The following is an 11,631-nucleotide window of genomic DNA, read 5'->3' on the forward strand; positions in this document are numbered from 1 at the left end:
TCGGCTAGCACTTCCCCTTGCCGGGCGTGCAGGGGACTTTCACCCCCAAGTCATTCCAAGGCACCACCCTTGGAAACAGCGCCAGTCAGGCGCTGCGCGCCATGCCTGGCGCACAGACAAAAAGAAACCCGCCACGCGGGGCGGGTTCCTTTAGGGTGCGTCGTGCCGGACGGCTCAGCGCTTGATGGCGGCACCGAAACGCTTGTTGAAGCGCTCGACGCGCCCACCGGTGGTCGCCTGCTTCTGCTTGCCGGTGTAGAAGGGGTGGCACTGGGAGCAGACGTCCAGGGAGAAGTCATGATCGGCGGTGGTGCCGACCTCGAAAGTGGCGCCACAGGAGCAGGTCGCGTTGACCGTCTTGTAATCCGGATGGATACCTTGTTTCATCTTGAGCCTCATGAAGCTGTATGCCGCCACCTGATCTTCTGCCAGGCACCGCATACGGGTTGTCTGTCGATGCGAACCGGTTGCCGCCACGCCCTCTTTATCAGGAACAGGTTATCCGCAGCGGCGCAGCATTATAGCAGAGCCGACGCCGGAGGCCAATTGCCCGACTCCCCTTGCCGCCCCGTGCCGCGCGTGCTGGGCATTGCCGTGCCCACGCCACTGCGCCGGCTATTCGATTATCGCCCTTGCAAAGAAGTGCCCGCCGGCGGTTGGCAACCCGGGTTGAGGGTGCAAGTCCCGCTCGGTCGGCGGGAAGTCGTCGGCGTGGTGGTCGAGTGTCGAGACGCCAGCGAGCTTTCGCTTTCGCGCCTCAGACCGGTGACCAGTTGCCTGGACGAGGCCCCGCTGCCGGCCGACTGGCTATGGCTGTGTCGCTTCGCCGCTCGTTACTACCAGCATGCCCTCGGCGACACTCTGCACCAGGCGATGCCATCACTGCTGCGCCAGGGCAGAGCGCTCGAGGCGCGCACCAGGGAGCGCTGGTGCGTCACCGCCGCCGGCCGCGAGGATGCCCCGCCAAGCCTGACCCGAGCCCCCCGTCAGGCCGAGCTGCTGGCCATGCTGCGCCAGCATCCCCAGGGGATGGTCAGCCAGGCGATCCTTGCCCAATCGTTCACCCGCGACCAGCTGCGTGCGCTGGCCGACAAGGGGCTGGTGGTGTGTCACGAGGAAGCGCTGGCCGCCTCGCCGGCAGCCGCAGGATGCGGCCTGGCCGAACCGGCCCTCCCCCTCAATCGTGAGCAGGCCGTGGCGCTGGCCGCTCTCCACGAACGGCTCGACGGCTTTCACCCCTGCCTGCTGCATGGCGTCACCGGCAGCGGCAAGACCGAGGTCTATCTGCAGCTGATCGAGGCGGTCATCGGCCGCCACCGCCAGGCACTGGTGCTGGTCCCCGAGATCGGCCTGACGCCCCAGACCCTCGCCCGCTTTCGCCGCCGTTTCCGAGCGCCGGTGGTGGCCCTGCACTCGGGGCTCAGCGATCACCAGCGCCTCGATGCCTGGGAGGCCGCTGCCAGTGGCCGGGCACCCATCATCATCGGCACCCGCTCGGCCATCTTCACGCCGCTGGCCCGCCCCGGCGTAATCATCGTCGACGAGGAGCACGACGGCTCCTACAAGCAGCAGGATGGTCTGCGCTACCATGCCCGCGACCTGGCCGTGGCCCGTGCCCACCACCATCGCATTCCGCTACTGCTGGGCAGCGCCACGCCATCGCTGGAATCCCTGCAGCGGGCGCTGGACGGCGACTACCGCCACCTGCGCCTAACCCGCCGGGCGAGCCGCCATGCCCCGGCTCGCCTCGAACTCGTCGATCTGCGCGGCCGGCCCCGCCAGGGCGGGTTGGTGGCCCCGGTGGTCGAGACGCTGCGCGAGACCCTGGCCGCCGGCCATCAGGTGCTGGTGTTCATCAACCGCCGCGGCTTCGCCCCCACCCTGGCCTGCCACGCCTGCGGCTGGTTGGCCGAGTGCGACCACTGCGATGCGCGCATGACCCTGCACCGGCAGCCGCCGCTGCTGGCCTGCCACCACTGCGACCGGCGCCGCGCCCTTCCCGACGCCTGCCCCGAGTGCGGCAGCGTCGACCTGCGCCCCCTGGGCAGCGGCACCGAGCGCACCGAGGAGACCCTGGCCGCCCTCTTCCCCGACATTCCGGTGCATCGCATCGACCGTGACAGCACCCGGCGCCGTGATGCCCTCGAGCAGATGCTGGCCGAGGTACGCCGCGGCGAGCCCTGCCTGCTGGTAGGCACCCAGATGCTGGCCAAGGGGCACCACCTGCCCCACGTCACCCTGGTGGTGGTGGTCAATGCCGATGCCGGGCTCTATGCCAGCGACTTCCGGGCCCTGGAGCACAGCGCCCAGCTGATCGAGCAGGTGGCGGGGCGCGCCGGGCGCGCCGCCCATCCCGGCCGGGTGCTGGTGCAGACCCTGCACAGCGACGACCCGCACCTGCGCCTACTGGCCGAGCAGGGCTACGACGCCCTCGCCGGTCAGCTGCTGGAGGAGCGGCGCGCCGCGCATCTGCCGCCTTTCCGCTTCCTCGCCCTGCTGCGTCTGGAGGCCCCTCGCGAGGCGACCGTGGTTGCGCTGGGCGATCTGGCTGCCGAGGCCCTGCGCCAGCGGATCGGCGAGCGAAGCCTCGCGGTCGACTGCCTAGGGCCGGTGCCCGCCCCCATGGAACGTCGTCAGAACCGCTACCACCTGCAGCTGATGCTGGCCGCCGATCGCCGCAGCCAGCTGCACGAGGCCGGCGCCTGGCTGGTCGCCTGGCTCGAGGGTCACCCCGAGGCGCGACGGGTACGCTGGTCGCTGGACATCGACCCCCAGACCCTGGCCTGACCACACACCTTTAAAGCCCGACACCGATTGCCGATAATGGCGCCCCTACTCGCCCGGCGGTCGCTCCGTACCGCCCACGCCACAGGACACCGGACACTTCCATGAAAGAGACCATCATCGCGCTGCTCGAGGGCGCCCTGGACAACCTTCGGCAGCAGGGCGTGCTGCCCGCCGATATTACGCCGACCATCAAGGTCGACCCGACCCGCGATAAGGCCCACGGCGACTATGCTTCCAACCTGGCGCTGATGTTGGCCAAGCCGGCCGGCCGGCCGCCCCGCGAGCTGGCCGAGTTACTGGTCGCGGCGCTGCCGGCAAGCGATGCGGTGCAAAAAGTGGAGATCGCCGGTCCCGGTTTCGTCAACTTCTTCGCCGCCATCGACGCCGCCGCCCAAGTGGTACGTCAGGTGCTCGAGGCCGGGGAGGCCTACGGCCGCAACCTCACCGGCCTGGGTCGCCAGGTGCAGGTGGAGTTCGTCTCCGCCAATCCCACCGGGCCGCTGCACGTCGGCCATGGCCGCGGCGCAGCGATCGGCGACTGCATCAGCCGTCTGCTCGAAGCCACCGGCCACAAGGTAACCCGCGAGTTCTACTACAACGATGCCGGCGCCCAGATCACCAATCTGGCGCGCTCGGTTCAAGCGCGGGCCCAGGGCATCGATCCCGGCGACCCAGGCTGGCCAGAGGACGGCTACCGCGGCGGCTACATCATCGACGTGGCCAATGCCTACCTGGCCGGTGAGACCGTGGATGCCGACGACCGTCACGTCACGGCGGCAGCCGACCCGCACGACCTCCACGCTATCCAGGACTTCGCCGTGGCCTACCTGCGCCGTGAACAGGACTTTGACCTCAAGGCCTTCGGCGTTGAATTTGATGTCTACTTCCTGGAGTCTTCGCTCTATGAGCAGGGCAAGGTCGAGGCCACGGTCCAGCAACTCATCGAGAAGGGCCATACCTTTGAACAGGATGGCGCCCTGTGGCTGCGCACCACCGACTTCGGCGACGACAAGGATCGGGTGATGCGCAAGTCCGACGGCCACTACACCTACTTCCTGCCTGACGTCGCCTATCACCTGGACAAGTGGCAGCGCGGCTTCGAGACGGTGATCAACGAGCAGGGCGCCGACCACCACTCCACCGTGACCCGGGTGCGTGCCGGGTTGCAGGCGCTCGAGGTCGGCATTCCCCGCGACTGGCCTGAATACGTGTTGCACCAGATGGTGATGGTCACCCGCTCCGGGGTCGAGGTGAAGCTCTCCAAGCGCGCCGGCAGCTACGTCACGGTGCGCGACCTAATCGACGAGGTCGGCCGCGATGCCACCCGTTTCTTCCTGGCCGCCCGCCGGGCGGATTCCCAGCTCACCTTCGATATCGACCTGGCGCGCTCCCAGTCCAACGACAACCCCGTCTACTACGTGCAGTACGCCCACGCCCGGGTGTGCAGCATGCTGCGCAAGGCTGAGGCCGAAAAGATACCCTTCGACCACCGCCTGGCCATGGCAAGCCTGGCGCTACTCGAGGCCAGTCAGGAGAAAACGCTGCTCAATCGCCTGGCGCGTTATCCCGAGGTAGTGCAGCACGCCGCCGCCGTCCGCGAACCTCAGCAGATCGCCCAGTACCTGCTCGAGCTCGCCGCCGACTTCCACACCTGCTACAACGCGGTGAAGGTGATGGTCGATGATGACGCCCTGCGCAACGCCCGGTTGGCGCTGGGCCTGGCCACGCGCCAGGTGCTGCGCAATGGCCTGGACCTGATGGGTGTCGGTGCGCCGGAGGAGATGTAAGCCATGACCACCCGCAAGCAGCCAGCGAAGAAGCGCGGCGCCACCAGCAGCCCGCGGCGCACCGCACCCTCCCCGCGTCGCGCTATCCCGGGCTGGCTGTGGGGCCTGACCGGCCTGGTGGCCGGCTTCCTGCTGGCCCAGTACCAGCAGGGTATCGCCCCCTGGCAGCAGAGCAGCGACTCGCCGCTGGCCACGGTGCTGACCAAACCCGAAAGTCCCCAGCCAGCCGGCGAAGGCGACTCGGTGGACGACGCCTCCGGTAACCCGCCAATGCCGACCTTCGAGTTCTACACCCTGTTACCCGAATCCGAGGTGATTGCCCCCGAGGGCCAGATGCCGGTGTCCACCACCTCCTCGCCCCGGCGTCCTGCGGCACCTGAGGCAGCGGCTGGCGACGACCCCATCGCCCGGGTGATCGCCGCCACCATGAAGACCGATACTGCCGCAAAGGAGCAGCGCCCGGATACGCGCCAGTCGAACACGCCGCCGTCCGATGCCCGCTTCATGCTGCAGGCCGCGTCCTTCCGCGAGGCGGACGATGCCAGCAGGCTGGCCGGTCGGCTGCGCGACTTCGGTCTGCTGGCCAAGATCAGCAAGGTCAAGGCCGACGGCGGCGACACCTGGCACCGGGTGCAGGTCGGCCCCTATAGCGACCGGCGCGAGCTCACCCGCGCAAAGGACCTGATGCTCACCCAGGGCATCGAGCCACTGCTGATCCAGCTGCAGAACTGACTGGCCGGACGATGAGACACGACTGCGCTTGAATTCCTCGCCCCCCGCCCGCACGTCACTCCTTACGTTCATCCACGGCGCCCGGCCCTGCCCGCGGCGCCGCCAGTTATCGGGAGCCCCGCGCTCCCCCAAGGAGTCCCCCATGACCACGATCGTTTCCGTGCGCCGCGGCGATGAGGTGGCGCTGGCCGGTGACGGCCAGGTCTCGCTGGGCAACACCGTGATGAAGGGCAACGCCAGCAAGGTGCGACGCCTCTACCACAGCCAGGTTTTGGCCGGCTTCGCCGGCGGTACCGCCGATGCCTTCACCCTCTTCGAGCGCTTCGAGGCGCAGCTGGAAAAGTACCAGGGCAACCTGGTCAAGGCCGCCGTGGAGCTGGCCAAGGACTGGCGTACCGACCGCGCCCTGCGCCGCCTAGAGGCGCTACTCGCCGTGGCCAACAAGGATGCCTCGCTGATCATCACCGGCAACGGCGACGTGGTGGAGCCCGAACGCGGCATCATCGCCATCGGCTCCGGCGGGAACTTCGCCCTGTCCGCCGCCCGCGCCCTGCTCGAGAATACCGACCTCGGGGCCCGCGAGATCACCGAGAAATCGCTGTCCATCGCCGCTGATATCTGCGTGTTCACCAACCATAACGTCACCCTGGAAGAGCTCTGACCATGACCCGGATGACCCCCCGCGAGATCGTCCACGCCCTGGACCAGTACATCGTCGGCCAGCAGGATGCCAAGCGCGCCGTGGCCATTGCCCTGCGTAACCGCTGGCGGCGCATGCAGCTCGACGGCGAGCTGCGCCAGGAAGTGACCCCCAAGAACATTCTGATGATCGGCCCCACCGGCGTGGGCAAGACCGAGATCGCTCGCCGCCTGGCCAAGCTCGCCGGTGCCCCCTTCATCAAGGTTGAGGCCACCAAGTTCACCGAGGTGGGCTACGTGGGCCGCGACGTCGAGTCGATCATCCGTGACCTGACCGAGGCCGCCATCAAGCTGGTGCGCGAGCAGGCCAAGGCCGAGGTGGGCCATCGTGCCGAGGATGCCGCAGAGGAGCGCATCCTCGATGCCCTGCTACCGCCGCCTCGGGGCCAGGAGGATGCCCCGCGCCAGGATAGCTCGACCCGCCAGATATTTCGCAAGAAGCTGCGTGAGGGACAGCTCGACGACAAGCAGATCGACATCGAGGTCACCCCCCAGGGCGCCGGCGTTGACATCATGACCCCGCCGGGCATGGAGGAAATGACCAGCCAGCTGCAGAACCTGTTCGCCGGCATGGGCAAGCAGAAGAGCGAAATCCGCCGGGTGGCAGTGAAGGACGCCTTCAGCCTGCTGCGCGACGAGGAGGCCGGCAAGCTGGTCAACGAGGACGATATCAAGAGCCGCGCTGTCGAGGCGGTGGAACAGAACGGCATCGTCTTCCTCGACGAGATCGACAAGGTCTGCAAGGGCAGTGGCCAGTCCAGCGGTGGAGAGGTCTCCCGCGAGGGGGTGCAGCGCGACCTGCTGCCGCTGATCGAGGGCTCCACGGTCTCCACCAAGTACGGCATGGTCAAGACTGACCACATCCTGTTCATCGCCTCCGGCGCCTTCCACCTCTCGCGTCCGTCGGACCTGATCCCCGAGCTGCAGGGTCGACTGCCGATCCGCGTTGAGCTCAACGCCCTGACGCCGGAGGACTTCAAGCGCATCCTCACCGAACCCTCTGCCGCGCTGACCAAGCAGTATCAGGCGCTGCTGGCCACCGAGGGGCTCGAGGTGGCCTTCACCGAGGAGGGCATCGCGCGCATCGCCGAGATTGCCTGGAAAGTCAACGAAGGCACCGAGAACATCGGCGCCCGGCGCCTGCACACGGTGATGGAGCGCCTGCTCGAGGAGGCCTCCTACCTGGGCGGCGACTTCGACAGCCCGCTGTCGATCGATGCCGCCTACGTCGACTCCCAGCTCGGCGAGCTGGCGATGGACGAAGACCTCTCGCGGTATATCTTGTAAGGCGCGGCTGCGCCGCTGCAAGGAAGAAGAGCGGCGCTTCGCGCCTTGAAAAGGGAAGACATGAGCACAGCCCTGCTTGCCTGACTTTTTCTCTCTTCCGACTTACCTCTTACCGGAGGTGCTTATGACAGCCCCTATCCCCACCAATGTGCATTACCATCGCAAGGAGCGTGAGCTTGAGCTCGTCTACGAGGGCGGCGAGAGCTACCGGCTGTCGGTGGAGTACCTGCGGGTCTTCTCGCCCTCCGCCGAGGTGCGCGGCCATGGCCCCGATACCGCCACCCTGCAGGTGGGCAAGAAGCACGTGGGCCTGAAGGACATCACCCAGGCCGGCCGCTACGCGCTGAAGCTGCACTTCGACGACGGCCACGACAGCGGGCTCTTCAGCTGGGACTACCTCTATGACCTGATTTGGCGTCGCGAGGCCAACTGGGCCGACTATCTGCGCCGCCTGGAAGAGGCCGGCGCCTCCCGGGAGCCCCTGGGCATCGAGATCAAGCAGCTGTAGGGGTGGCGTCAAGACAATCGCCGCCGGGGAAGGCTACAATGGCGCCCATCGCGAGGCCGCCAGGCCTCCCCTCATCACAGCGATTCGGGAGCCCCACGGCATGAGCGCCAGTGACAAGCACACCACACACTTCGGCTACCAGGAAGTCCCAGTCGAGGAGAAGGCCTCGCGCGTGGCCCATGTCTTCCACTCGGTGGCGGCCCGCTATGACATCATGAACGACCTGATGTCGATGGGCATCCATCGCCTCTGGAAGCGGCTGACCATCGAGCGCGCCGGGGTGCGCCCCGGCCACAGCGTGCTCGACATCGCCGGCGGTACCGGGGATCTCACGGCCAAGTTCTCGCGCATGGTGGGCCCCCGCGGACGGGTGGTGCTGGCCGACATCAACGCATCCATGCTGCGGGTCGGCCGCGACAAGCTGCTCGACAGCGGCGTCGGCGGCAACGTCGAGTACGTCCAGGCCAACGCCGAGTGCCTGCCCTTCCCCGACAACACCTTCGACTGCATCACCATTGCCTTCGGACTGCGCAACGTCACCGACAAGGACGCCGCCCTGCGCTCCATGACCCGGGTGCTCAAGCCCGGTGGCCGGCTGCTGGTGCTGGAATTCTCCAAGCCGGGCAATCCGCTGCTCTCCAGGGCCTACGACGAGTACTCCTTCCGCCTGCTGCCGAAGATCGGCGAACGGGTGGCAGGCGACGCCGACAGCTACCGCTACCTGGCCGAGTCGATCCGCATGCATCCCGACCAGCAGACCCTCAAGGCGATGATGGAAGCCGCCGGGCTGGAGCGGGTCGAGTATACCAATCTCACCGGGGGCATCGTCGCCCTGCATCGCGGCATCAAATTATAATGTTATTGCTAACCGCCCTGGAACGCACCCTGAACGCCCTGCTCGCCCGCGACCCAGCGGCCCCGTCGCGTCTGGCGCAGCTGGACGGTCAGCGCCTGCTGCTGCGCCTGGAGCATCCCGCCCTGGCGCTGGCCATCCACTTCCACCCGACCGGCCTCGACCTGCTGCGCCCCGACGACACTGCCGAGGAGAGCTTCGACGAGGCGGCCTTCGACGCGGTGGTCGAGCTGGATGCCGAGACCCTCGGTGAACTGCTCGGCGGGGCGTCGGTGGAGCGCCTGATGTTCCAGGGCAAGCTCGCCGTTCGCGGGCGTTTGACCCTGCTGGAAGCAACCCGCGACCTGCTGCTCGACCTCGACCTGGACTGGGAGGCGGAACTCGCCCGCTGGCTCGGTGACATTGCGGCCCACAGCCTGGCCGAAGGACTGCGCAGCCTGGGGCGCTGGGGGCTGCGCACCCGCCAGGAGCTATGCGCCGACGTGGGGGAGTACGTCTTCGAGGAGGCACGCCTGCTGCCGGGGCGCCATCAGCTCGAGGCGATGCGCGATCACCTGACCGAAATGGAGATCGCCACCGACCGCCTCGAGGCACGCCTAGCGCGCCTGCGCCGCCGCCTGGCGGCGCCGGAGACGACCCCATGATCCTGCGGCTCTCGCGCATCGCCTGGGTGATCACACGCTACCGCCTCGACACCCTGCTGCCGCTGACGCGACTGCCTTGGTGGCTGCGCGGGCTGTTCATGGTCTCGCCACTGCGAATGGTGCCCCTCGGCGACCGCTCCCGCGGCGAGCGTCTGCGCCTGGCCCTGGAGTCGCTGGGACCGATCTTTGTCAAGTTTGGCCAGATGCTCTCGACCCGTCGTGACCTGTTGCCCAAGGATATCGCCGACGAGCTGCAGCGCCTCCAGGATCGCGTGCCGCCGTTCCCCGGTCGCCAGGCCATGGCCCTGGTCGAGGAGGCACTGGCGATGTCGCTGGAAGAAGCCTTTGCCAGTTTCGAGCCCGAGCCGCTGGCCTCGGCCTCCGTCGCCCAGGTGCATGCCGCCCGGCTGCACGGGGGCGAGGCTGTGGTGATCAAGATCATTCGCCCGGGAATCGAGCGCGTGATGCGCCAGGACATGGCGCTGATGTATCGCTTCGCCAGCGTACTAGCACGCATACCCGAGGCCCGCCGGCTGCGCCCGGTGGAGGTGGTGCGCGACTACGAGGCCACCCTGTTCGACGAGCTCGACCTCACCAAGGAGGCCGCCAACACTTCCCAGCTCAAGCGCAATTTCAAGGGCTCGCCGTTGCTCTACGTGCCAGCCATCCACTGGGAACTGACCCACCGCCGGGTGATGGTGCAGGAGCGCATTTACGGCGTGCCGGTGGCCGATACCGCAGCGCTGCTCGCCCAGGGCACTGACCTCAAGAAGCTGGCCGAACGCGGCGTGGAGATCTTCTTCACCCAGGTGTTCCGCGACAACTTCTTCCATGCCGACATGCATCCGGGCAACATCTTCGTCTCTTTCGAGCATCCCCAGGACCCGCAGTACATCGCTATCGACTGCGGCATCGTCGGCAGCCTGACCCGCGAGGACCAGGACTACCTGGCGCGCAACCTGCTGGCCTTCTTCCACCAGGATTACTACGAGGTGGCGGCGCTGCATATCGAGTCCGGCTGGGTGGGCGAGCAGACCCGCGCCAACGAGTTCGCCGCGGCGATCCGCACCGTGTGTGAGCCAATACTCGAGAAGCCGCTCAAGGACATCTCCTTCGGCCAAGTGCTGCTGGGCCTGTTCCAGACCGCTCGGCGCTTCAACATGGAAGTACAGCCTCAACTGGTGCTGCTGCAGAAGACGCTGCTCAACATCGAAGGACTGGGCCGCCAGCTCTATCCCGACCTTGACCTGTGGAGCACCGCCAAGCCCTACCTGGAGCGCTGGATGAAGGAGCGCGCCGGCGCCAGCGGCCTCTGGCAGTCGCTCAAGCGACAGGCCCCGGAACTCTCGCGCCAGCTGCCCGAGTTGCCGGTGCTCGCCTATCAGGTCCTCAGCCGTGCCGAGGGGGAACATCGTCAGCGCCGCCGCCAGGCCGAGGCCATGGGTGTCATCTCCCGGCAGCTGACTCAACGGGGTAAAAGCCAGCGGCGGCTACGCCTGGGTCTGCTTCTACTGGCCGTCGCGCTGGCCTGGCAGCCGCTGGGTGAGTGGGCCGCAGGCCAGCCCTGGCCAACCCTGGCCGCTGTTGCCCTCGGCGTACTGCTACTGGCCTGGCAGTGAGGGCTGCGCCACTTTCCATCCACTGCAACGGAACCTTCACCCATGAGCGATATCCTAGACCGTCTCCAGGTCGTGCTCGAACAACGCCGCCTGGCACAGCCACAGGAGTCCTATGTAGCGGCCTTGCATCACCAGGGACTCAACAAGATACTGGAGAAAGTCGGCGAGGAAGCCACCGAGACCCTGCTGGCCGCCAAGGATGCCGAGCACGGCGATGCGTCGACACGCCAAGCGTTGATCGCCGAAACGGCCGACCTGTGGTTTCATAGCCTGGTCATGCTCTCGCACCTGGGCCTCGACCATCACCTGGTCCTAGATGAGCTGGCCCGCCGCTTCGGTGTCTCTGGACACGATGAGAAAGCTGCGCGGCAATCCTAGCGTCAACTGGCCCTGCCGGGGGTGCCCCCCCCGGAGCCCCAACCTGAGGAAGCAACTATGTTAGGTGGTATCAGTATCTGGCAGCTGCTGATCGTTCTCGGCATCATTATCCTGATCTTCGGCACCAAGAAGCTGCGCAACGTCGGCGGCGACCTGGGCGGCGCCGTGAAGGGCTTCAAGAAGGCCATGCACGAGGAGGAGAAGGAAAAGGACGAGGCCGAGCAGGCGGATGATCCCCAGGCCCGCGTCAGCCATGAAGAAGGGCTCAACACCTACGACGTCAAGGCCGAGCAGAAGGCCCACGACCAACAAGAGCACCAGGAAGAGCGCAAGTAAC

12 protein-coding genes are annotated in these 11,631 nt (G+C 67.2%); 11 read left to right on the plus strand and 1 reads right to left on the minus strand.

Features of this window, described 5'->3' with window-relative positions; translation table 11 throughout:
- Positions 1–174: 174 nt before the first annotated feature.
- Positions 175–387: a 50S ribosomal protein L31 gene (gene rpmE / locus DFO68_RS10025; RefSeq protein WP_133483526.1), complete on the minus strand. Its 213-nt coding sequence runs from the start codon at positions 385–387 to the stop codon at positions 175–177.
- A 159-nt stretch (positions 388–546) separates the two neighbouring features.
- Here rpmE and DFO68_RS10030 point away from each other — a divergent pair, with 159 nt between their 5' ends.
- From DFO68_RS10030 to tatA, 11 genes are all read left to right on the plus strand, one after another.
- The gene (locus DFO68_RS10030) at positions 547–2,787 is read left to right on the plus strand and encodes a primosomal protein N' (protein ID WP_243726480.1); all 2,241 of its coding nucleotides are present in this window, start codon (positions 547–549) and stop codon (positions 2,785–2,787) included.
- A gap of 101 nt (positions 2,788–2,888) precedes the next feature.
- A complete protein-coding gene (gene argS, locus DFO68_RS10035) occupies positions 2,889–4,574 on the plus strand; it encodes an arginine--tRNA ligase (RefSeq protein WP_133483528.1) in 1,686 nt (561 codons plus the stop codon).
- Positions 4,575–4,577: 3 nt separating this feature from the next.
- Positions 4,578–5,306: an SPOR domain-containing protein gene (locus tag DFO68_RS10040; RefSeq protein WP_133483529.1), complete on the plus strand. Its 729-nt coding sequence runs from the start codon at positions 4,578–4,580 to the stop codon at positions 5,304–5,306.
- A 142-nt stretch (positions 5,307–5,448) separates the two neighbouring features.
- Entirely contained in the window at positions 5,449–5,967 is a 519-nt protein-coding gene (gene hslV, locus DFO68_RS10045) for an ATP-dependent protease subunit HslV (RefSeq protein ID WP_133483530.1), read from the plus strand.
- Positions 5,968–5,969: 2 nt separating this feature from the next.
- The gene (gene hslU, locus DFO68_RS10050; RefSeq protein ID WP_133483531.1) at positions 5,970–7,292 is read left to right on the plus strand and encodes an ATP-dependent protease ATPase subunit HslU; all 1,323 of its coding nucleotides are present in this window, start codon (positions 5,970–5,972) and stop codon (positions 7,290–7,292) included.
- A gap of 124 nt (positions 7,293–7,416) precedes the next feature.
- Entirely contained in the window at positions 7,417–7,800 is a 384-nt protein-coding gene (locus tag DFO68_RS10055; protein WP_133483532.1) for a gamma-butyrobetaine hydroxylase-like domain-containing protein, read from the plus strand.
- Between the two features lie 100 nt (positions 7,801–7,900).
- On the plus strand, positions 7,901–8,656 hold the full coding sequence (ubiE, locus tag DFO68_RS10060) for a bifunctional demethylmenaquinone methyltransferase/2-methoxy-6-polyprenyl-1,4-benzoquinol methylase UbiE (RefSeq protein WP_133483533.1): 756 nt from the start codon (positions 7,901–7,903) through the stop codon (positions 8,654–8,656).
- Positions 8,656–9,297, plus strand: a complete 642-nt coding sequence (locus tag DFO68_RS10065) for a ubiquinone biosynthesis accessory factor UbiJ (protein ID WP_133483534.1) — start codon at positions 8,656–8,658, stop codon at positions 9,295–9,297. Before ubiE ends, DFO68_RS10065 begins: the two co-directional genes overlap by 1 nt.
- Positions 9,294–10,916: a ubiquinone biosynthesis regulatory protein kinase UbiB gene (gene ubiB / locus DFO68_RS10070; RefSeq protein WP_133483535.1), complete on the plus strand. Its 1,623-nt coding sequence runs from the start codon at positions 9,294–9,296 to the stop codon at positions 10,914–10,916. Before DFO68_RS10065 ends, ubiB begins: the two co-directional genes overlap by 4 nt.
- Positions 10,917–10,958: 42 nt before the next feature.
- Positions 10,959–11,294, plus strand: coding sequence for a phosphoribosyl-ATP diphosphatase (locus DFO68_RS10075; protein ID WP_133483536.1), 336 nt, complete (start codon positions 10,959–10,961; stop codon positions 11,292–11,294).
- Positions 11,295–11,351: 57 nt separating this feature from the next.
- Complete coding sequence (gene tatA / locus DFO68_RS10080) at positions 11,352–11,630, plus strand: Sec-independent protein translocase subunit TatA (RefSeq protein ID WP_133483537.1); 279 nt, start codon at positions 11,352–11,354, stop codon at positions 11,628–11,630.
- Position 11,631 lies beyond the last annotated feature (1 nt).

The sequence above is a fragment of the Halomonas ventosae genome (assembly GCF_004361885.1).
GTDB classification, from domain to species: Bacteria; Pseudomonadota; Gammaproteobacteria; order Pseudomonadales; family Halomonadaceae; genus Halomonas; species Halomonas ventosae_C.

Coding starts and splice junctions, on each gene's coding strand:
- DFO68_RS10040 (WP_133483529.1), top strand. CDS start 4,578: ATGACCACCCGCAAGCAGCCAGCGAAGAAGCGCGGCGCCACCAGCAGC.
- DFO68_RS10055 (WP_133483532.1), top strand. CDS start 7,417: ATGACAGCCCCTATCCCCACCAATGTGCATTACCATCGCAAGGAGCGT.
- hslU (WP_133483531.1), top strand. CDS start 5,970: ATGACCCGGATGACCCCCCGCGAGATCGTCCACGCCCTGGACCAGTAC.
- ubiE (WP_133483533.1), top strand. CDS start 7,901: ATGAGCGCCAGTGACAAGCACACCACACACTTCGGCTACCAGGAAGTC.
- argS (WP_133483528.1), top strand. CDS start 2,889: ATGAAAGAGACCATCATCGCGCTGCTCGAGGGCGCCCTGGACAACCTT.
- DFO68_RS10075 (WP_133483536.1), top strand. CDS start 10,959: ATGAGCGATATCCTAGACCGTCTCCAGGTCGTGCTCGAACAACGCCGC.
- ubiB (WP_133483535.1), top strand. CDS start 9,294: ATGATCCTGCGGCTCTCGCGCATCGCCTGGGTGATCACACGCTACCGC.
- DFO68_RS10065 (WP_133483534.1), top strand. CDS start 8,656: ATGTTATTGCTAACCGCCCTGGAACGCACCCTGAACGCCCTGCTCGCC.
- hslV (WP_133483530.1), top strand. CDS start 5,449: ATGACCACGATCGTTTCCGTGCGCCGCGGCGATGAGGTGGCGCTGGCC.
- tatA (WP_133483537.1), top strand. CDS start 11,352: ATGTTAGGTGGTATCAGTATCTGGCAGCTGCTGATCGTTCTCGGCATC.
- rpmE (WP_133483526.1), bottom strand. CDS start 387: ATGAAACAAGGTATCCATCCGGATTACAAGACGGTCAACGCGACCTGC.